We start from the raw sequence: 20,619 nt of genomic DNA, 5'->3' as shown, positions 1-20,619 counted from the left end.
ACCGCGGCCGTTTACCTTGGCACCATGGCTATCGGTGGTGTGCTGTTCGACATCGATGGCGTCCTGGTGACCTCGTGGCAGCCGATCCCGGGCGCCGGGGAGACGTTGCGGACGTTGGCGGACCATCAGATCGCGCGTTCGTACCTGACCAACACCACCACCCGCACCCGTGTGCAGATCGCGAGACTGCTCACCGAGGCGGGCATGGACGTCACCGCCGACGAGGTCATCACCGCGGCCGTGCTGACCGCCGACTACGTCCGCGACCGCTATCCCGGGGCGAGGTGCTTCCTGGTCAACAGCGGCGAGATCGGCGAGGACATGCCCGGCATCGACGTCGTCTACTCCCACGACGTCGGTGACGCCGAACCCGAGACCCCGGACGTCGTGCTGCTCGGCGGTGCGGGGCCGGAGTACGACCACGTGACGCTCAGCCGGGTCTACGACTGGATGGCGCAGGGGATCCCCGTGGTGGCCATGCACCGCAGCACGGCGTGGAACACCGCCGCGGGACTGCGTATCGACACCGGCATGTACCTGCTCGGCATGGAGGAGACCTGCGGCCGCAAGGCAGTCGCGGTGGGCAAGCCTGCGCCAGAGGGCTTCTTGGCGTCGGCGAACCGCCTCGGGGTCGACCCCGAGGAGATGTACATGGTCGGCGACGACCTCAACAACGACGTGCTGGCCGCGCAGGTCGTCGGGATGACGGGCGTGCTGGTGCGCACCGGCAAGTTCCGCCAGGACACGTTGGACCGTTGGGCGGCAGACGAATTCGCGATGCAGCCCAACCACGTCATCGACTCGATCGCCGACCTGCCTGAGTTAATTGGGTTATAGGGGCGTCGGATTCGCCCCTTTTTGCCGAATCTGGGCCCTGTGCACGCTTTCCTCCCGTTTCGCGTGCATAGCCCCCAGACTCGAGCCTCATACCGGGCATCCTCTCGCCCGCAGCTTCTCCCGGACACGCGCGACGATGAGATGCGGCCGAGCCAGCATGTCGGCGCTGACCCGCACCACCAACCAGCCCGCCGCCTCGAGCAGCGCGATCCGCTCGATGTCCCAAGCCCGTTGACGACCGTCGGCCCAGTGCTGCACACCGTCATACTCGACGGCCACCTTCCATGTCCGCCAGCCCATGTCGACGCGGACGTGCAGTTCAGGAAACCGGATTTGTGTCTCGGGACGCGGGAGTCCAGCGGCCACCAGAAGCAGCCGTAGCCTGGTCTCCTGCGGCGATTCGGCACCCCCGTCGACATCCGCGAGCAATGACCTCAGCTGGGCCACGCCCCGCGCGCCCGGGTGCGCCGCAGCGACCGCCGATACGTCGCAGTGCTTCAGCCGCGTCGCATTGAACAGCGCGTCCAGGATGGGGATGGCCTGTGCCGCGGTTCGTGTCCGCCCGATGTCGAAGGCAGTCCGCGCCGCCGTGGTGACGTCAACGCCCCCGACCAGGCTCACTTCGTCGGCAGTGACAGCCCAGGTGTGGGCGACGATGCCCGCGACCGCATGCTGGTCGGAACGCAGCACATCCGCCGGTGCCGACGCGTCGAGCCACTTGGTGCCGTGCATCGCCGCGGCCGAGATGCCGGCCAGCGTTGCGCCCGTCGCAAGCCATGCGGCGTGCGCGCGGAGTTGCGCCGTCAGCTCGACGTCACGCGGGAGGTAGACATCCCGGTACACCGCAACGTGTTCGCGCGCGAGTCCGCGCCGCGTGAGTTCACCGCGCCGTACCGCGGCACTGCCAATGAAGGGTCGCATGCCCGCAACGGTCGCCTCGACCGCCGACGAAGTGGGCGTCGTGCACGCTCTTGGGGGCTCAGCCTGTGCATAGAGCCCACACTGGGGATGGACGCGTCAGCGCCCTTCGGCCAGCGCAGCCAAGTTCGCCATCGAATTCTCTACGTGCGACACCGCGAACGGCGGAAACTCGATGTGCTCCCGTGTCTCCGAGGGAACGCCCAACCAGTCGTACGTCATGGTCACCTGCGTCCCATTGCCCGCCGGCTTTAGGTCGTAGCGCCAGGTCCAGCCGCCGTACTGGATCTCGCCGCCGGGTCCCTCCTGACCGGGTTCCCATGCGATGGCGTTCGGCGGCTCGAAGGCGATGACGCGGTTGGCTATCTCGTAATGCCCGTCCGGCAGGTTGTCGTGGTACATCGCGATGCGGAAGATTTGGCCGTTCTCCCGCAAGGGCTTTCCGTCGAGCGACTCGCGCACCCATCCGGTGCCGTCGATGGCTGCGTGGTTGGCGGGCTCGGCCAGTACGTCGAAGACGGCCTCGACGGGTGCGTTGACGATGCGGGACGTGATCAAGGTATCCGTGGTCATACGCGTATCGACTGCCGAACCGCACGGAACTAATCGGTTGCCGCACGGCAGCTCCGGCCCTGCCGTCGCCACATGGCCTTCACGGCGCTGACCGAGTACGGCATGGGGCTGCGCCCGTACACGCTCGAGTCTGGGGGTTGTGCACGCGGAACGGGCGAAATGCGTGCATAGGGCCCAGAGTCGGCACCCCGGGACTACCCCCGAAGCGTGCGTACCGCTTCGATGCGCGCGGCGATCTGCTCCGAGTTCGCCGCCGCCACAACGGGTCCACCGCAGATGCGCCGCAGCTCGTTGTGGATCCAGCCATGCGGCTTGCCGGTGCGGTGGTGTGCGAGCGTCACAAGTGCGTTCAGTTCGCGGCGCAGGTCACGCAGCTGCCCGTGCGTGGTCGTCGGCGTCGCGACCGCCGTCTGACCTTCACCCGCCGCGCTCTCGCCGGCAGCAACCCGGCTCCGCCGCCCCAGCTGCTCTTCCTGCCTGCGCGACAACAGGTCTCGCATCTGCGTGGCGTCGAGCAGCCCGGGGATGCCGAGGTAGTCGGCCTCCTCCTCGCTGCCGGCAGGGGTGGCGGTGCCGAACGACGAACCGTCGAAGATCACCTGGTCGAGTTCGGCGTCGGCGCCCAGCATCTCGTAGCCGCGATCCATGTCGCTGGCTTCGTCCTTGGTCTTGTTGGCGTCGTCGAGGGCCTCGTCGTCCCACTCGTCGCCCTGCGACTCGCGGTGTGGCTTGCCCAGCACGTGGTTGCGCTGCGCCTCCATCTGGCTGGCCAGCAGCAGCAGGTTCGGCACCGACGGCAAGAAGATGCTCGCCGTCTCGCCCGCACGACGCGACCGCACGAACCGCCCGATCGCCTGGGCGAAGAACAGCGGCGTCGACGCGCTGGTCGCGTACACCCCGACCGACAGCCGGGGCACGTCGACGCCTTCCGACACCATGCGCACCGCGACGAGCCACCGGCTGGTCCCCACCGAGAACTGCGAGATGCGGTCCGAGGAGCCCGGGTCGTCGGACAGTACGACCGTCGGCGCCTCGCCGGTGATCTCGGTCAGCAGCTTCGCGTAGGAGCGCGCCGCGGTCTGATCGGAGGCGATGATCATGCCGCCTGCGTCGGGCACGTGCTGACGCTTCTGCTGCAACCGCCGGTCGGCCGCCGCGATCACCGCGGGCATCCACTCGCCGACGGGGTTCAGCGCGGTCTTCCAGGCCCGGGCGGTCTGCTCTGCGGTGAGCGGCTCGCCGAGGCGGGCCGCATGTTCCTCGCCCGCACTGTCACGCCAGCGCGACTCACCCGAGTAGGCCAGGAACACCACCGGTCGCACGACGCCGTCGGCGAGTGCGTCGGAGTAGCCGTACACGTGGTCGGCTTGCGAGTGCTTCAGGCCGTCGGGGCCCAGTTCGTAGTTGACGAACGGGATGGGGCTGTCGTCGCTGCGGAACGGGGTACCGGTCAGCGACAGCCGACGGGTGGCGTCGTCGAATGCCTCGCGAATCGCCTCGCCCCAGCTCTTGGCATCACCACCGTGGTGGATCTCGTCGAAGATCACCAGCGTCTTGCGGTTCTCGGTGCGCACCCGGTGCCGTCCCGGATGGCTGGCCACCTGTGCGTAGGTGACGACGACGCCGTGGTACTCGTCGGAGTTCTGCGCCGACGAGTTGCTGAACTTCGGGTCGAGCGCCAGGCCGATGCGCTGCGCGGCCTGGGCCCACTGGATCTTGAGGTGTTCGGTCGGCACGACGACGGTGACACGCTCGACGACACCCTCGGACAGCAGCTCGCCCGCGATGCGGAGCGCAAACGTCGTCTTGCCGGATCCGGGGGTCGCGACGGCGAGGAAATCGCGGGGAGCAGCCGTCAAGTACTTCACCAACGCCCGACGCTGCCAGCCCCGCAAAGCCTGGGTGCTGGGCGCTGCATAAGCCCGCACCCGAAGACTCCTATCTGGTCGAAGGCCACTCTAGGGCAATGGGTTCCGTCCGCGCATCTCCATACGGCGTGTCTGGAGTGCGAGCGTGTCGGACCCTCGGGACGACGGTACATGGTCGTGCCGGGAGGCGGCCACGCGAAGGGGAGCGCCGCGTGGACGTGCTGACGTGGAGCAAACGAAGATGACGCCCGGACCCACGGTGGAGCCCCACAATGAGGAGATGGACCGCCCGGAGCAAGACGTCGAGCACGACCCGTACGTGCGGGTGCTCGGCTCCCGCGTACACAACCTACGCGGCGTCGACGTCGCCGCGCCGCGCGACGCGCTGGTCGCGTTCACCGGCATCTCGGGGTCGGGCAAGTCGTCGCTGGCGTTCGGCACCATCTACGCCGAGGCGCAGCGGCGCTACTTCGAGTCGGTGGCGCCGTACGCCCGCCGACTGCTGCTTCCGACCGGCGCGCCGAAGGTCGACGACATCACGGGCCTGCCGCCCGCCGTGGCCCTGCAGCAGCGGCGCGGGTCGGCCACGTCGCGGTCGACGGTCGGCACGGTCACGACGCTGTCGAACCTGCTGCGGATGCTGTACTCGCGGGCAGGCACGTTCCCGCGCGGGTTCACCGAGCGCCTCGACTCCGACTCGTTCTCGCCGAACACCGCCATCGGCGCCTGCCCCGAATGCCACGGGCTCGGCCGGATCCACCGGGTCACCGAGGAGACGCTCGTGCCCGACCCGTCGCTGACCATCCGCGAGGGCGCCGTGGCCGCGTGGCCCGGCGCCTGGCAGGGCCAGAACCTGCGCGACATCCTGATCACGCTCGGCTACGACATCGACAAGCCGTGGCACCGGCTGCCCAAGAAGGCGCGCAACTGGATCTTGTTCACCGACGAGCAGCCCACCGTCGAGATCCATCCGCACCGGCACGACGTCATCGCCGACTACACCTACAACGGCACCTTCTCCAGCGCCGAGCGCCACGTGCGGCACACGCTGGCCAACTCGCAGAGTGCGATGATGCGCCGACGGGTGCTCAAGTACGTCGACAGCATCGACTGCCCGGTGTGCGACGGCTCCGGACTGCGGCCCGAGGCGCTCGCCGTCACCTTCGCGGGCCGCAACATCGCGCAGCTGGTGACGCTGCCGCTGACCGAACTCGCCGACGTCCTGCGGGCCGCCGCCGAGCGCACCGACTTCGAGGCCGCCTACGAGTCGACCGAATCCGGCGAAGGCACCGAGGTGGCCACGATGATCGCCGCCGATCTGGTGGCCCGCATCCAGGTGCTGCTCGACCTCGGGCTGGGGTACCTCGCCCTCAACAGGCGCACGCCCACGGTGTCGCCGGGGGAGCTGCAGCGGCTGCGGCTCGCGACCCAGCTGCGCGCCGGGCTGTTCGGCGTCCTGTACGTGCTCGACGAGCCGTCGGCGGGGCTGCACCCGGCCGACGCCGAACCGCTGCTCGACGTCCTCGACCGGCTGCGGCGGGCGGGCAACTCGCTGTTCGTGGTCGAACACGACATGGATGTGGTGCGGCGTGCGGACTGGATCGTCGACGTCGGGCCCGGCGCCGGTGAACTCGGCGGCGAGGTGCTCTACAGCGGCCCGGTCGCCGGGCTGGCCGACGTGACTGCCTCGGTGACGCGCGACTACCTGTTCGACCGGGCCGCGCCCGACGCGCGCACACCCCGCACGCCGGTGGGTCGACTGCGGTTGCGCGGCATCGACTTTCACAACCTGCGCGGTCTCGACGTCGACATTCCGCTGGGGACCTACACCGCGGTGACGGGCGTCTCTGGCTCGGGGAAGTCGACGCTCGTCTACAAAGTGCTCGGCGACGTCGTCACCCGTGCACTGGGCGGTGAGACCACCGAGCCAGAGGCCGACGGTGGTGACGGTGACGCGGAGATCGTCGACCTCGACCACGACGCGAGCATCGGGGTGAGCGCCGAGGGCGTCGACTTCATCGGCCGGCTGGTCGCCGTCGACCAGAAGCCGATCGGCCGCACGCCGCGCTCGACCCTGGCCACCTACACGGGTCTCTTCGACGCCGTCCGCAAGGCGTTCGCCGAGACACCGGCGGCGCGTCGGCGCAAGTGGAGCGCGGGCCGGTTCTCGTTCAACGTGGCTCAGGGCCGCTGCCCGACGTGCCAGGGCGAGGGCTTCGTCTCCGTCGAGTTGCTCTTCCTGCCCGGCACGTACGGGGTGTGCCCGACGTGCCACGGTGCCCGGTACAACGAAGACACGTTGGGGGTCCGTTATCGCGATCACACGATCGCCGACGTCCTCGCGATGACCGTCGACGAGGCGACGCCATTCCTCGACGACCTGCCCGCGGCCGCGCGCAGTCTGCGCGCTCTCCAAGAGGTCGGCCTTGGCTACCTGCGGTTGGGGCAGCCCGCGACCGAACTCTCCGGCGGCGAGGCGCAGCGGATCAAGCTGGCGACCGAGCTGCAACGACCTCGGCGCGGGCACACGCTCTACGTGCTCGACGAGCCGACGACCGGACTGCATCCCGCCGACGTCGACCTGCTGGACCGGCAGTTGCACCGGCTCGTCGACGCGGGCAACACCGTCGTCGTCGCCGAACACGACATGCGAGTGGTGGCGGGCACCGACTGGGTGATCGACCTGGGGCCGGGTGCAGGCGACGCCGGAGGCCGGGTGGTCGCCGCCGGGACGCCCGCGGAGGTGGCGCGTGCTACCGGCAGCCGGACGGCGCCGTACCTGGCGGCCCGGATGGCTGCCTACTCGTCGACGAAGTGATTGTCGTTGGCGATGAACCACTCCCGGCGCTCGTCGTCGGTCATGTCGCCGAGCTGGGCGAGGCCCTCGAAGTAGTGCTCCCGCGGCGCGCCGGGGGCGAACAGCATCAACATCGACGCCGGGTCGTCCGCCTCGTTGCGGAACCCGTGGATGCCCCCGGGCGGCACGTAGAGGAAGTCGTTCTGCTTGGTGGGCGACCACTGCTTGCCGTCGTAGATCGTCACCGACCCGGATAGCACGAAGAACGCCTCGGACATCGTGCGGTGGAAGTGCGGGCCCGGCCCGCCCGCCCTCGGCGCGAGTTCCACGCGGAACAGGCCGTAGTCGCCGTCGGTCGCCTGCTCGTTGGCCAGGTAGTGGTATTCGACCAGGCCGAAGGAGTCGTAGTCCGCAGGCGCGTCACCGGGGCGCACCCAGGCGCTGACCTCCGGATCGTCCTTCGAGTACCTGACTGGGGGATATGGCGGCACGATCAGCGACACGCGGTCAGTCTCTCGCGGTCACACCGGAAAGACCACCCCCGTCAGCTGTTCCGACACCGTCCACAGGCGGCGCTGCACCGCTGGGTCGTGCGATCGCCGGCTCGAGGAGACGGCCTCGGGGTAGCCCCGCAATTCGAACGGGCCGCCGGGGCCGACGTACTCGCCGCCCGCGACGGCCGGGTCGATGGCGGCGCGCAGGGTGGGCAGGGCGCCCATCTCGGTGCTCTGTTCCAGGGTCCTGAAGGCGAGCTGCAGCGCGTTGGGGACGTATCGGGACAGTTCGGAACTCGAGCCGCCGGGGTGAGCGGCCAGGGCCGTGGTCTCGGTGCCTGCGAGCCTGCACTGCAGCTCGTAGGTGAACAGCAGGTTGGCGAGCTTGGATTGGCCGTACGCGCTGATGCGGCTGTACCGGCGTTCGGACTGGAGGTCGTCGAAGCGGATGCGGCCGAGCCGGTGGCCGATGCTGCTGACCGTCACGACCCGCGAGCCCGGCGCGGCGAGCACCCGGTCGAGCAGTCGCCCGGTGAAGGCGAAGTGGCCGAGGTGGTTGGTGCCGAACTGCAGTTCGAAGCCGTCCTTCGTCGTGCCCTTCGGCGTCATCATCACCCCGGCGTTGTTGATCAGCAGGTCGATCCGGTCGAGGTCGGCTCGCAGCTGTTCGGCCGCTTCCTCGATCGAGGCGAGGGAAGTGAGGTCGAGTTCCTGCAGCGAGACGTCGGCGCCCGGGGTGCGCCGCAGGATGAGGTCGGCGGCGGCCTTGCCCTTGTCGAGGTTGCGCACGGCCAGTACGACGCGGGCGCCACGGGAGGCGAGCGCGGCGGCCGTCTCGTAGCCGAGTCCGGTGTTGGCGCCGGTCACCACGGCGACGCGGCCGGTCTGATCGGGTGCGTTCGCGACGGTCCAGTTGGTCATCGAGGCTCCTTGGGTACGATGGATGCGGAACGTCCGCTCCGGTTTCATCGACTATACGGAACGCTCGCTCCGTTTTGTCAACCAAGGAGTGAGAAGTGACCAGCACTACGCGGCCCATGCGCGCCGACGCCGCGCGCAACCGCGCCAAGGTGCTCGAGGTGGCCTACGAGACGTTCGCCGCCGAGGGGCTCGCCGTGCCGATCGACGAGATCGCCCGTCGCGCCGGTGTCGGCCCGGGCACCGTTTACCGGCACTTCCCGACGAAGGAAGCGCTCTTCCAAGCCGTCATCGAAGACCGGGTGCGCAGCATCGTCGACCGGGCGCACCAGCTGCTCGCGACCGACCCCGGCACCGCGCTGTTCGACTTCCTGCGCGAGATGGTCCGGACTGCCGCGGCCGACCACGGCATCGCCGATGCCCTGGCCGGCTACGGCGTCGACCTCGATGCGGCGGCGCCGGGCGCCGAGGCTGCGTTCGTCGGCGTGATGGAGGAGATGTTGTCCGCGGCGCAACGGGCAGGCACGGTTCGGCCCGACGTCGGGGGCCCGGAAGTGAAGGCCCTGATGACGGTCTGCAAGTCCACCGACCGCTACGGCGAGGGCATCGCCGAACGGGTCGCCGAGATCATCGTCGACGGGTTGCGTTCGGCCCGCTGACGACGGCCGTTCCGGACCATCCGACGTCGGCCCTGACCTTGCACTCGGCATGGTCGAGTGCTAAGAATGTGGTTGGCACTCGCGATCAGTGAGTGCTAGGTCGGGACGGTGAGGCCGGGGCCGCACCTGCGGAGCACACCCAACGCCGTCCGTCGCGGGCACTGATCCCGACCGAAGAGACGTGCAATTCCCAATCCGGAGGAATCACTTCGCAATGGCCAAGACAATTGCGTATGACGAAGAGGCCCGTCGCGGCCTCGAGCGGGGCCTCAACGCCCTCGCCGACGCGGTAAAGGTGACGTTGGGCCCCAAGGGTCGCAACGTCGTCCTGGAGAAGAAGTGGGGCGCTCCCACGATCACCAACGATGGTGTTTCCATCGCCAAGGAGATCGAGCTGGAGGATCCCTACGAGAAGATCGGCGCAGAGCTGGTCAAGGAAGTCGCCAAGAAGACCGATGACGTCGCGGGCGACGGCACCACCACCGCCACCGTGCTCGCTCAGGCACTGGTTCGCGAAGGCCTGCGCAACGTCGCAGCCGGCGCCAACCCGCTCGGCCTGAAGCGCGGCATCGAGAAGGCCGTGCAGAAGGTCACCGAGACCCTGCTGTCGCAGGCCAAGGAGGTGGAGACCAAGGAGCAGATCGCTGCCACCGCGGGCATCTCCGCAGGCGACCAGTCGATCGGCGACCTGATCGCCGAGGCGCTGGACAAGGTCGGCAACGAGGGTGTCATCACCGTCGAGGAGTCGAACACCTTCGGCCTGCAGCTCGAGCTCACCGAGGGCATGCGCTTCGACAAGGGCTACATCTCGGGCTACTTCGTGACCGACGCCGAGCGTCAGGAAGCCGTCCTCGAGGATCCCTACATCCTCCTGGTCAGCTCCAAGGTCTCGACGGTCAAGGACCTGCTTCCGTTGCTGGAGAAGGTCATCCAGTCCGGCAAGCCGCTGCTGATCATCGCCGAGGACGTCGAGGGCGAAGCCCTGTCGACCCTGGTGGTCAACAAGATCCGTGGCACCTTCAAGTCCGTCGCCGTCAAGGCCCCGGGCTTCGGTGACCGTCGCAAGGCCATGCTGCAGGACATCGCGATCCTGTCCGGTGGCCAGGTCATCAGCGAGGAGGTCGGCCTCTCGCTCGAGACCGCCGACGTCGCGCTGCTGGGCCAGGCACGCAAGGTCGTCATCACCAAGGACGAAACCACCATCGTCGAGGGCGCCGGGGATTCCGACGCGATCGCCGGCCGCGTGGCCCAGATCCGTGCCGAGATCGAGAACAGCGACTCCGACTACGACCGCGAGAAGCTGCAGGAGCGCCTGGCCAAGCTGGCCGGCGGCGTTGCAGTCATCGAGGCCGGAGCTGCCACCGAGGTGGAGCTCAAGGAGCGCAAGCACCGCATCGAGGACGCCGTTCGCAACGCGAAGGCAGCCGTCGAAGAGGGCATCGTCGCCGGTGGCGGCGTGGCCCTGCTGCAGTCGGCTCCGTCGCTGGACGAGTTGGAGCTCACCGGTGACGAGGCAACTGGCGCGAACATCGTGCGCGTCGCGCTGTCGGCCCCGCTCAAGCAGATCGCCTTCAACGGTGGCCTGGAGCCGGGTGTCGTCGCGGAGAAGGTCTCGAACCTTCCTGCGGGTCACGGCCTGAACGCCGCGACCGGCGAGTACGAGGACCTGCTGGCCGCCGGCGTTGCCGACCCGGTCAAGGTCACGCGCTCGGCGCTGCAGAACGCAGCGTCCATCGCGGCGCTGTTCCTCACCACCGAGGCCGTCGTCGCCGACAAGCCGGAGAAGGCGTCCGCACCCGCGGGCGACCCGACCGGTGGCATGGGCGGCATGGACTTCTAGTCCAAGCACTCAACGAGGAGCCCGGTCTGCTTCGGCAGGCCGGGCTTCTTCGTGTCCGGGGAAGAACCCGGCAGTCGGCGAGGTTGTACCGCGACGTGACCACGATGAAAGCCATCGGATCCTTCGCCGGGGGACCGGTGGACAGCGACCAGACCCTTCGGGACGTCACGGTCGACGTGCCCGAGCTTCGGGAACGCGACGTGCTGGTGCGAGTGCTCGCCGTCTCGGTCAACCCCGTCGACGTGAAGCGCCGTTCCTCGCTCGAGCCCTCGCAGACCCCGACGATCCTCGGCTTCGACGCCGCAGGCATCGTGGAAGCCGTTGGCGCGCAGGTCACGACGCTCCGCGTCGGCGACGAGGTCTGGTACGCCGGCGACATCACCCGGCCCGGCAGCAACGCCGAATTCCAGGCCGTCGACGAGCGGATCGTCTCCCGCAAGCCCGCGAGCCTCTCGTTCGCCGAGGCCGCCGCGCTCCCGCTGACCACGATCACCGCGTGGGAATCCCTGTTCGACCGCTTCGGCCTCACCAAGGACTCGACGGGCGACCTGCTGGTGCTCGGCGCCGCGGGTGGCGTCGGATCGATCATGATCCAGCTCGCCAAGGCGCTGACCGGCGTTCGGGTGATCGCCACCGCCAGCCGCGACGAGTCGCGGCAATGGGCGACGAGCATGGGCGCCGACGCCGTCGTCGATCACCACGACCTCCGCGCGCAGACGCTCGAGGTCGCCCCCGATGGCGTCGACTACCTCTTCTCCCCGCATTCCGCGGGCAACGTCGACGACTACGCGGCCATCGTGAAACCATTCGGGCACATCACCGCAATCGACGAGCCACCCGGTCTGGACCTCGTCGGTCTCAAGGCCAAGAGCATCGCCTGGCACTGGGAGCTGATGTTCACCCGGGCCATGTTCGAGACGCCCGACATGATCTCCCAGCAGCATCTGCTGGGCTCCGCTGCCGCGCTCGTCGACGACGGAACGCTGCGTACCACCGTCACGAAGACCATCGACGACTTCTCCTCGGCCGGGCTCGAGGAGGCCCACCGGGACGTCGAATCAGGCCGCATGACCGGCAAAGTCGTCATCACCCGCACCAGATAGGTTTGCCACATGTCACTGCCCAAGCCCTCCCCAACCAGCACCGCCGTCGTCACCGGCGCCTCGTCCGGCATCGGGGCCGATCTGGCCCGTGAACTCGCGTCCCGTGGACACGGAGTCACACTGGTCGCCCGCCGGGAGGACCGGCTCCGCGACCTCGCGGCCGAACTCGGCGACACGGTCCGCGTCGAGGTGATCGCCTGCGACGTAGCCGATCCCGCGGCGCGGGCGAGCCTGCTCGACGAGATCGAGCGGCGCGGGCTGACGGTCGACGTCCTGGTGAACAACGCGGGCATCGGCACCATCGGGGCGGTGGTCGACGCCAACGTCGACGACGAGATCGCCCAGGTCCGCGTGAACGTCGAGGCCGTCATCGACCTCACCACGCGCGCGGTCCGACAGATGGTGGGACGCGGACGCGGCGCGATCCTGAACGTGGGTTCCACGGCGGGCTTCCAGCCGTTCCCCGGCCAAGCCGGCTATGCAGCCACCAAGGCGTTCGTCCGCAGCTACACCGACGGTCTGCGCGCCGAACTCGTCGGCACCGGCGTGACGGTCGCGACGCTGCACCCCGGCCCGGTACGCACCGAATTCCTCCAGGTGGCAGGCATGGACGAGAAGACCTTCGCCGACGCCTTCCCGAAATTCATGTGGATGCCGTCACGCGAGGTCGCCAAGGTGGGCATCGACGCTCTCGAGCACGACCGGGGCAGCGTGATCCCCGGTCTGGCAAGCCAAGTCAGCACCCGCCTGTTCGGGCTGCTGCCCCAGCGGGTCCTGATGCCGCTACTGGTGAAGCAGCATCCTGCGCTACGGCGCAACTGAACCGGGCCACTCACGCATCCAGCCCTCCACGGGCAGGTCGAGGGCGTTGCACATCGTGCAGATCGTCCGGTACCAGCCGACGGCGATGAGCAGCTCCATGCGCTGCTCGTCGTCGAGGCCGTCGCCCAACGCCATCCACGTGGCGTCGGACCACGACCCGGTGCGCTCGAGTTCGTCGACAGCGGCGATCAGCACGCGCTCGGCGTCACTCCACGACGCATCGGCGCCAGTCACCAGGGCGTCGCACTCCTCCTCGGCGACGCCCGCGATCGGACCCCAGAACGCGGCCTGCCCGCCCCACTCGTAGGCGCACCCGACGAGCCCACAGATGCGCAGGATCGCGATGGTCCGCGTCCGTGGTGGCAGCAGCGTGTCGACGTACAGTGCCTCACCGAGCTTGCGTAGTTTCGCGGCGAGGCGGGGATGGCGCTGAACGCACCGCACCAGCAGCAGCGGTTCGTACGTGCGGTCGGGGTGACCCCAGGCCTCGATGCCCTCGGCGTCCGCGTCGCTCCACGGCGGCGCCAGCGGCGCGACCCGCGTCACGCGCGCTGGCTTTCCCGGGTCGCTTCGCTTCTGCCCTCCGGCTGACTCCGGCGCCCGCGCACCAGCTTTCCCGGCCGGGCATCGGTCGGCACGCCGCGCTCGGCGATGACCTCGCCGGCGACGATCGTCGCCACGTAACCGTCGGCCGTCTGATCGAGGCGGCGGCCCCCGGCGGGCAGGTCGTGTGCGACGACCGGCCGATGCAGCACCAGCGCCGCGTGGTCGATGACGTTGACGTCGGCCTTGTAACCGACGGCCAGGCGACCCCGGTCACCCAGCCCCGCCACCCGCGCCGGCGCCGACGTCAACTCGCGGACCGCCTCGGCCACCGACAACCGGCCCGAGGCGCGGTCGCGCACCCAGTGCGTGAGCATGTACGTGGGAAAGCTTGCGTCGCAGATCATTCCGTAGTGCGCCCCGCCGTCGCCGAGGCCCAGCACCACGTCGTCACGGCGGATCAGTTCGGCCACCGTGTCCAGCGACCCGTCGCGAAAGTTGGCGAGCGTGACCAGAAGCATCGCGTGCCCGTCGTCGTCGAGCAGGCGGTCGTAGGCTTCCTCCAGCGCACTGACGCCGCGCGCACGGGCCCGAGCGGTGATGCTGTCGGACGAGGCGGGTTCGTAGTTCGGCGGATCGCCCAGCGGGAAGATCCAGTCGAAGGCCTGCACCGCGAACATCAGGGGGTGCCCTCCCGGCGCGGGGGAGTCACTCAGGATACGTTCGCGCACTTCTGGTTTGCGCATCTCGGCGACGCGTTCGGCGAGCGGCAGGTGCGCGATCTCCTGGTAGGCGGGGTACATCACGAACGGGTTGCCCGACAGTTCGAGGCCGATCACCAGGCCGATCGGCCGGGGGAAGACTTGCGCACTGACGTCTCCGCCGTTCGCGTTCGCCTTCTCCACCATGGTCAATGCGCCGAGGAAGTACGGGTCGCCGGCGTTGCCGATCGCCAACGTGAACGTGACCGGCAGGCCGACGTCCTCGGCGACGTCGAACACCGTCTTCAGCGCGGGCTCGTAGTCACCCGCGACGAGGTCCGGCACGAACTGGATCAGCCCGCCGCCACCGTCGTCGATGCCGCGGGCGATTGCCTCGAACTCGGCGTACGCCGCGCCGTAACTCGGTATGGGCTGGCCACTTTCGCTCTTGTGCAGCGTCAACTGCGACGAGGCGAATCCGAGCGCACCGACCCGCACGGCTTCCTCGGCGAGCTTGCGCATCAGCTCGAGGTCCTCGGTGGTCGCCGGCTCGCGCTCCACGCCGCGCCGGCCCATTACGTACACCCGCAGTGGCGAGTGTGGCAGGAACGCGGCCACGTCGATGTCACGGGCACGGCCGTCGAGCGCGTCGAGGAACTCGGGGAACGTCTCCCACGTCCACGGCAGCCCGTCGACCATCACCACGCCCGGGATGTCCTCGACGCCTGCCATGACGTCGACCAGCGTCTCGTGGTCCTCCGGGCGGCACGGTGCGAAGCCGACGCCGCAGTTGCCCATCACCGCCGTCGTCACGCCGTGGGCCGACGACGGCGTCATCCGGTCCGACCAGATGGCCTGGCCGTCGTAGTGGGTGTGCAGGTCGACGAAGCCCGGTGTGACGAGCAGGCCGGTGGCGTCGATCTCGCGCGCGGCGTGCCCGTCGACGGTGCCGATGGCGGTGATGACGCCGTCGGCGATCGCCACGTCGCCGACGTAGGGCTCACCGCCGAGGCCGTCCACGATGGTGCCGTTGCGGATGATCAAGTCAGGGGCCATGCCCTGAATGTACGACGCCGGAAACCTGAGGACCACGAAGTCGAGGGATGCGAGGATGGGCATGTGATCGACCACTTCGGGATCCTCAGTGCGGACTTCGGCAAGGCCAAGGAGTTCTACGACACGGTGCTGCGGGTGCTCGACTACGAGCGACAGATGGACATGGGTCCCGCCGTCGGGTACGGCACGGCGGGCAAGCCCGACTTCTGGATCGAGGACGCGGGCGACCGGCCGGTGGGCGCGCCCCTGCACTTCGCGTTCTCCGCGCCCAGTCCCGAGAGCGTGCAGGCGTTCTATCACGCCGCGCTCGCGCTCGGCGCCGAGCCGCTACACGAGCCGCGGATCTTCGACGAGTACCACCCGAACTACTACGGCGCGTTCGTGCGGGACCCGGACGGGAACAACGTCGAGGCCGTGTTCCACGGAGGCGCGCCGGCGCCGACAGACGGCGACGGAGGCGGGCCGAAGGGTTAGGGCGCCGGGGTCTCCCGGCGCCTGCCTGCGATCAGCAGCGCCAGCAGCGCGATCCACGCCACCGCGGCGACGACGACCGCCGCCGTGACGATGGCCTGCCCGGCGTGCAGCATGGCGGGTCCGAACCAGTGGCTCAGTAGGGATTCGGTGTTGCCGGAGTCGTCGAAGTCGGCGATCGCGGCGCCGAACACGACCATCGCCACCCAGATGGCCACCTGCGCGTAGGCCTGCCGGCTCGTGAACCGCCGGCCCGGTTGGCGGAAGGCCAGGACCGTCGTGATGCCGAGCAGGATCAGCAGGACCGGGACCGCGGTGAACAGCAGGATGAGGAACATCCAGCCCCACGGCACGCCGAACGCCGCGCGTCCCAGCCACACCCACGCGATCAGGAGCAGGTTGAGCGGGACGCTCAGCCAGAGGGCCGACCTGCCGAAGGATTCCATCATCAGAACCTAGGCGTAACTTTGGCGGACATGGCGACCTCATCCAGCGCGTCGGACGCCCCCTCGGATTCAGGGGCGGTCCGCGAACTCCTCCGCGACTCGTTCACCCGGTTGATCGAGCATGCCGACGACCTCACCGACGGGCTGACCGACGAGGTCGCGCTGTACCGCCCGACGCCGGAGGCGAACACCATCGCGTGGCTGCTGTGGCACAGCGCGCGAGTGCAGGACGCGCAGCTGTGCGACATCGCAGGTGTCGAGCAGGTGTGGCTCCGCGAGGGCTGGGTGGACCGGTTCGGGCTCGACCTTCCCCGCGACGCACACGGCTACGGCCACACGCCCGAGGAGGTCGGCAAGGTCAAGGCCCCGGCCAGCCTGCTCGCCGGCTACTACCACGCCGTGCACCGCGTGACGCTGGAGTTCGTCGCCAGCGTCACCCCGGAGGAACTCGAGCGCGTGATCGACGAGCAGTGGGACCCGCCCGTCACCGCGAGTGCGCGGCTGGTCAGCATCATCGACGACTGCGCGCAGCACCTCGGGCAGGCGGCCTACGTGCGAGGCATCGCGACCTGAATGAGCGGACCCGCGATCCGCTGGTGGCCCGTGGTCGGGCTCTCGGCGGTGTTCCTGCTTGGCCTGGTGGTCGGGAAGCGCTCGACGCCACTCGACGACTGGTTCTCCAACACCGGTGAGGTTCACCCCGATCTGGGGTACCTGCTGTTCTTCACCGATCCGCCCGTGATCGCGGTTCTCCTGGCAGTTGCGTTGAGCACCGCGCTGTGGCGCAGGCAGTGGCGGCTGGCCGTCGCGGTGGTGGCCACGCCCGCCGTCGCACTGGTGCTGATGCGGGTGCTCAAGCGCGTGTTCGGGCGGACCAAGGGCGAGTATCCCGAGACGCTGGCCTATCCGAGCGGGCACGTGACGGTGACCGTGGCCGTGCTCGGCATGGTGGTCATCGTGGCGGGTGCACGGCTGTGGGCGGTGGTCGCGGCGTCGGTGGCGGCGGTGCTCGCCGCCGCGGGCCAGTCGTTCACCTACCACTACTTCACCGACACGATCGGCGCCCTGCTGCTTGCCACCTCCGTCGTGTGCGTGGCTGCGGTGGCCGTCGGACTTGACAGGTGTCAACCCGGGTGCGACGTGCGTCACAGCACTGGCTAGCATGGACGCATGACAGCAACGCCTGAAGTCGACGCCGGAGCGAATTCCAAGGACGTCGCCACCATCCTCAACCCCGCCACCGGCGAGGTCGCAGGCACGGTCCGCTGGACCGACCCCGCCGACGTCGCCCGCATCGCCACCGGTCTGCGGCAGGCGCAGCGCGAATGGGAGGCCCGTGGCGCCGCGGGCCGGGCCAAGGTGCTCGCACGCTACGCGGTCTGGCTCGGCGATCACCGGGACGAGATCGAGTCGCTGCTGATCAAGGAGACCGGCAAGTCCGCCACCGACGCCGCGCAAGAGGTGCCGATGCTGCTGATGATCCTGTCGTACTACGTCAGGACCATGGAGAAGGCACTGGCGCCGGAGAACCGTCCGGCCGCGCTGCCGTTCCTGTCGATCAAGAAGATCACCGTGCACTACCGGCCCCGCGCGCTGGTCGGGATCATCGCGCCGTGGAACTACCCGGTCGCCAACGCGCTCATGGACGCGATCGGCGCCCTGGCCGCAGGCTGTTCGGTACTGCTCAAGCCGTCCGAGCGCACGCCGCTGACCGCCGAGGTGCTGATGCGCGGCTGGATCGACTCCGGCGCACCCGAGGTGCTCGCACTCGCCCAGGGCGCGCGTGAGGTGTCCGAGGCCGTCATCGACAGCTCCGACTTCATCCAGTTCACCGGCTCCAGCGCGACCGGCGCCAAGGTGATGGAGCGGGCCGCCCGACGGTTGACCCCCGTCAGCCTCGAACTCGGCGGCAAGGACCCGATGCTCGTGCTCGACGACGCCGACGTCGAACTGGCCGCCCACGCCGCGGTGTGGGGCGCCTTCTTCAACGCCGGCCAGACCTGCGTCTCGGTCGAGCGGGTGTACGTCATGGAGCAGGTCTACGAGCAGTTCGTCGACGCCGTGGTGCGCGACGTGCGCAAGCTCAAGATGGGTGCAGGCGAGGGCAACGCCTTCGGCGCGCTGATCGACGAGGGCCAGGTCGCCGTCACCGAGAAGCACGTCGCCGACGCGCTGGCGAAGGGTGCCAAGGTGCTCACCGGCGGCAAGCGCCCGTCGGGCCCGGGCAGCTTCTACGAGCCCACCGTGCTCGTCGACGTCGACCACTCGATGGCCTGCATGACCGACGAGACCTTCGGTCCGACGCTGCCGATCATGAAGGTGTCCAGCGTCGCCGAGGCCGTCCGCCTGGCCAACGACAGTCAGTACGGGCTGAGCGCCGCGGTGTTCTCCCGTAACCTCGAGCGTGCCAACGACGTTGCGCTACAACTGGATTGCGGCGGCGTCAACGTCAACGACGTCATCTCCAACCTGATGTGCACCACCGCGCCGATGGGCGGCTGGAAGACCTCGGGCATCGGCGCCCGGTTCGGCGGGCCCGAAGGGCTGCGCAAGTACTGCCGCATCGAGACGGTGGTCGCGCCGCGCACCAACGTCGGAGCCGGCGGCAACTACTACAACAACTCGCCGAAGGCGCTCAAGCGGATGAACACGATGATGACCAAGCTGGCACTCATCCGGCCCAAGCGAATCGCCAAGTAGCGTGCGCGGATTCGGCACACCTGCCGTTCACCTCGGCGTCACCGCGGCTTTGGCGGCGGTCGATACGTTCGGGCGGTGAGCTTGGACATCGACCTCGACCGCTACACCGTCCGCGACGACGACGACGACGATCCGCAGCTGCTTCTCGTCCCGGGCGGGGAGGTCGTCGACACCTGGCGCGAGAACTACCCGTACGACGAGCGCATGCGGCGCGAGGACTACGAGGAGCAGAAGCGGCTGCTGCAGATCGAACTGCTCAAGCTGCAGAAGTGGAGCCAGTCGCACGGCCACCGGCACGTCATCGTGTTCGAGGGTCGCGACGCCGCGGGCAAGGGCGGCACCATCAAGCGGTTCATGGAGCACCTCAACCCGCGCGGCGCGCGCGTCGTCGCGCTGGAGAAGCCCACCGAGCGAGAGACCACGCAGTGGTACTTCCAGCGCTACGTCAAGCACCTGCCCGCCGCGGGCGAACTCGTGCTGTTCGACCGGTCCTGGTACAACCGCGCAGGGGTCGAACGGGTGATGGGGTACTGCACGCCAAGGCAGCACGCCGAGTTCATCCGCCAGGCACCGCTGTTCGAGCAGATGCTGGTCAACGAGGGGATCAGCCTGACGAAACTGTGGTTCTCGGTCACCCAGGCCGAGCAGCGCACCCGGTTCACGATCCGTCAGGTCGACCCCGTTCGGCAGTGGAAGCTCTCGCCCACCGACCTGGCCTCGCTCGACAAGTGGGACGACTACACGACGGCCAAGGAAGACATGTTCGCGTGGACGGACACCGAGATCGCGCCGTGGACCGTGGTCAAGAGCAACGACAAGAAGCGTGCCCGGATCAACGCCATGCGCTACGTCCTCGGTAAGTTCGACTACGACAACAAGGACCACGACGTGGTCGGCCAGGCCGATCCGCTCATCGTGGGGCGCGCACTGGCCGACTGACGGGCCCGCGTCGCGACTGAACTGACGCGGCCCGCGTCCCGACCGACAGGAGGACGCGTCCGTGCGTTTCGTCGCGACGCTCCTGGCGTGGCTGGTGACCACGGTGGCCCTGGCCACTGCAGTCGGCTCGGGTTGGGCTCAGCACACGATCGTCGACCGGGACGGGTACGCCGACTTCGCCGCGTCGGCAGCGCGGGACCCTCAGCTCCAGCAGGCGATGGCGTCACTGTTGACCACCGAGATCGTGTCGTTCGCCGCCGACGAGGGCTACGGCGACCTCAACCCCGTCCTGGTCGGCAGCGTCACCACGCTGTACACGCAGAACGCGGGGTTCCCCGGCCAGTTCGCCCAGGCCAATCGCATCGCCCATGGCTTCCTGTTCAGCGACGCCGTGCAGCGCGATCAGCAGTCCGGTGACCGCTGGCTCGTCGACATCGCGCCGATGTTGACCGACCCCTCGCTGCGGGAATCGCTCGGCAACCTGAACCTCGAGGTGCCCGAGACGCTCAACGTCCCCGTCACCGTGCCCGAGTCCTCGGGGCTGCGGCCGGGCCAGTTGCGGCCGTTGGCGAAGTGGGGTCCGTTCGTGAGCGTCGGAGCCGCGGTGCTGACGGCGGTGTTCGCGCTGCTGACGCTGGCGGCGGCGCGATCTCGCGGCAAGGCGATCGGCGCGCTCGGCGTCTCCGCACTCGTCGTCGGGGCGGCGGGGTGGGCCGGGATCGAGGTGGGCCGGACGTACGTCGACGATGCGCTCGCCAAGACCCAGGGCGACGTCCGTGCGCTCGCCGAGACGATGTTCGGCCATGCCGTCGGCAGCCTGCACCAGTGGCTCAACCTCACGCTCGCGGCGGGCGCCGCGCTCGTGCTGCTCGGCGTGTTCGTCGCGATGTTCGGCGGGATGCGCAAGCGGACCGTGAGCGAGCCGGTCCGGTAG

20 protein-coding genes are annotated in these 20,619 nt (G+C 69.1%); 12 read left to right on the top strand and 8 right to left on the bottom strand.

Annotated features, from left to right (window positions below; translation table 11 throughout):
* The first annotated feature begins 24 nt into the window (after positions 1 to 24).
* Positions 25 to 837 (top strand): HAD-IIA family hydrolase, encoded by an 813-nt coding sequence (locus LOK44_RS12745; protein WP_237570322.1) that lies wholly within the window; start codon positions 25 to 27, stop codon positions 835 to 837.
* Between the two features lie 87 nt (positions 838 to 924).
* Here LOK44_RS12745 and LOK44_RS12740 read toward each other — a convergent pair whose 3' ends face one another.
* From LOK44_RS12740 to LOK44_RS12730, 3 genes are all read right to left on the bottom strand, one after another.
* Positions 925 to 1,758, bottom strand: coding sequence for an endonuclease domain-containing protein (locus LOK44_RS12740; protein ID WP_237570321.1), 834 nt, complete (start codon positions 1,756 to 1,758; stop codon positions 925 to 927).
* A gap of 96 nt (positions 1,759 to 1,854) precedes the next feature.
* Positions 1,855 to 2,328: an SRPBCC family protein gene (locus tag LOK44_RS12735; RefSeq protein WP_237570320.1), complete on the bottom strand. Its 474-nt coding sequence runs from the start codon at positions 2,326 to 2,328 to the stop codon at positions 1,855 to 1,857.
* 194 nt (positions 2,329 to 2,522) lie between these two features.
* A complete protein-coding gene (locus LOK44_RS12730; protein ID WP_237570319.1) occupies positions 2,523 to 4,256 on the bottom strand; it encodes a DEAD/DEAH box helicase in 1,734 nt (577 codons plus the stop codon).
* Between the two features lie 220 nt (positions 4,257 to 4,476).
* Between LOK44_RS12730 and LOK44_RS12725 the strand changes: the two genes are divergently transcribed.
* Complete coding sequence (locus LOK44_RS12725; protein ID WP_237570318.1) at positions 4,477 to 7,014, top strand: excinuclease ABC subunit UvrA; 2,538 nt, start codon at positions 4,477 to 4,479, stop codon at positions 7,012 to 7,014.
* Here LOK44_RS12725 and LOK44_RS12720 read toward each other — a convergent pair.
* Positions 6,996 to 7,496 carry a cupin domain-containing protein gene (locus tag LOK44_RS12720; protein WP_237570317.1) on the bottom strand — a complete coding sequence of 167 codons (501 nt, stop codon included), beginning with the start codon at positions 7,494 to 7,496 and terminating at the stop codon, positions 6,996 to 6,998. The genes LOK44_RS12725 and LOK44_RS12720 overlap by 19 nt on opposite strands.
* A gap of 18 nt (positions 7,497 to 7,514) precedes the next feature.
* The gene (locus LOK44_RS12715; RefSeq protein ID WP_237570316.1) at positions 7,515 to 8,408 is read right to left on the bottom strand and encodes an SDR family NAD(P)-dependent oxidoreductase; all 894 of its coding nucleotides are present in this window, start codon (positions 8,406 to 8,408) and stop codon (positions 7,515 to 7,517) included.
* 95 nt (positions 8,409 to 8,503) lie between these two features.
* Here LOK44_RS12715 and LOK44_RS12710 point away from each other — a divergent pair, with 95 nt between their 5' ends.
* The 4 genes from LOK44_RS12710 (at position 8,504) to LOK44_RS12695 (ending at position 12,829) form a co-directional block, all read left to right on the top strand.
* Positions 8,504 to 9,064: a TetR/AcrR family transcriptional regulator gene (locus LOK44_RS12710; protein WP_237570315.1), complete on the top strand. Its 561-nt coding sequence runs from the start codon at positions 8,504 to 8,506 to the stop codon at positions 9,062 to 9,064.
* A gap of 214 nt (positions 9,065 to 9,278) precedes the next feature.
* On the top strand, positions 9,279 to 10,904 hold the full coding sequence (gene groL / locus LOK44_RS12705) for a chaperonin GroEL (RefSeq protein ID WP_237570314.1): 1,626 nt from the start codon (positions 9,279 to 9,281) through the stop codon (positions 10,902 to 10,904).
* A gap of 95 nt (positions 10,905 to 10,999) precedes the next feature.
* The gene (locus tag LOK44_RS12700) at positions 11,000 to 12,007 is read left to right on the top strand and encodes a zinc-binding alcohol dehydrogenase family protein (RefSeq protein WP_237570313.1); all 1,008 of its coding nucleotides are present in this window, start codon (positions 11,000 to 11,002) and stop codon (positions 12,005 to 12,007) included.
* Positions 12,008 to 12,016: 9 nt separating this feature from the next.
* Positions 12,017 to 12,829 (top strand): SDR family NAD(P)-dependent oxidoreductase, encoded by an 813-nt coding sequence (locus tag LOK44_RS12695; protein ID WP_237570312.1) that lies wholly within the window; start codon positions 12,017 to 12,019, stop codon positions 12,827 to 12,829.
* On the opposite strand, the gene LOK44_RS12690 is transcribed toward LOK44_RS12695, so the two are convergent.
* Together LOK44_RS12690 and LOK44_RS12685 are read right to left on the bottom strand one after the other, a co-directional pair.
* On the bottom strand, positions 12,815 to 13,375 hold the full coding sequence (locus LOK44_RS12690; RefSeq protein WP_237570311.1) for a carboxymuconolactone decarboxylase family protein: 561 nt from the start codon (positions 13,373 to 13,375) through the stop codon (positions 12,815 to 12,817). The genes LOK44_RS12695 and LOK44_RS12690 overlap by 15 nt on opposite strands.
* Entirely contained in the window at positions 13,372 to 15,129 is a 1,758-nt protein-coding gene (locus tag LOK44_RS12685; RefSeq protein WP_237570310.1) for an N-acyl-D-amino-acid deacylase family protein, read from the bottom strand. The genes LOK44_RS12690 and LOK44_RS12685 overlap by 4 nt, the downstream gene beginning before the upstream one ends.
* Positions 15,130 to 15,192: 63 nt before the next feature.
* Here LOK44_RS12685 and LOK44_RS12680 point away from each other — a divergent pair, with 63 nt between their 5' ends.
* A complete protein-coding gene (locus tag LOK44_RS12680; protein WP_237570309.1) occupies positions 15,193 to 15,603 on the top strand; it encodes a VOC family protein in 411 nt (136 codons plus the stop codon).
* On the opposite strand, the gene LOK44_RS12675 is transcribed toward LOK44_RS12680, so the two are convergent.
* Positions 15,600 to 16,046 (bottom strand): hypothetical protein, encoded by a 447-nt coding sequence (locus LOK44_RS12675; RefSeq protein WP_237570308.1) that lies wholly within the window; start codon positions 16,044 to 16,046, stop codon positions 15,600 to 15,602. The two genes, LOK44_RS12680 and LOK44_RS12675, sit on opposite strands and share 4 nt — an antisense overlap.
* A gap of 30 nt (positions 16,047 to 16,076) precedes the next feature.
* On the opposite strand from LOK44_RS12675, the gene LOK44_RS12670 reads away from it, so the two are divergent.
* From LOK44_RS12670 to LOK44_RS12650, 5 genes are all read left to right on the top strand, one after another.
* Positions 16,077 to 16,619, top strand: a complete 543-nt coding sequence (locus LOK44_RS12670; protein ID WP_237570307.1) for a mycothiol transferase — start codon at positions 16,077 to 16,079, stop codon at positions 16,617 to 16,619.
* Positions 16,620 to 17,207 carry a phosphatase PAP2 family protein gene (locus tag LOK44_RS12665; protein ID WP_237570306.1) on the top strand — a complete coding sequence of 196 codons (588 nt, stop codon included), beginning with the start codon at positions 16,620 to 16,622 and terminating at the stop codon, positions 17,205 to 17,207.
* Positions 17,208 to 17,216: 9 nt separating this feature from the next.
* Complete coding sequence (locus LOK44_RS12660; RefSeq protein ID WP_237570305.1) at positions 17,217 to 18,746, top strand: aldehyde dehydrogenase family protein; 1,530 nt, start codon at positions 17,217 to 17,219, stop codon at positions 18,744 to 18,746.
* A gap of 75 nt (positions 18,747 to 18,821) precedes the next feature.
* Positions 18,822 to 19,685 carry a polyphosphate kinase 2 gene (gene ppk2, locus LOK44_RS12655; protein WP_237570304.1) on the top strand — a complete coding sequence of 288 codons (864 nt, stop codon included), beginning with the start codon at positions 18,822 to 18,824 and terminating at the stop codon, positions 19,683 to 19,685.
* Between the two features lie 61 nt (positions 19,686 to 19,746).
* On the top strand, positions 19,747 to 20,619 hold the full coding sequence (locus LOK44_RS12650; RefSeq protein ID WP_237570303.1) for a hypothetical protein: 873 nt from the start codon (positions 19,747 to 19,749) through the stop codon (positions 20,617 to 20,619).

The organism is Mycolicibacterium lacusdiani, assembly GCF_021916785.1.
GTDB classification, from domain to species: Bacteria; Actinomycetota; Actinomycetes; order Mycobacteriales; family Mycobacteriaceae; genus Mycobacterium; species Mycobacterium lacusdiani.
The sequence above is the reverse complement of the archived record's forward strand: the minus strand, read 5'-3'. Positions and strand labels throughout refer to the sequence as shown.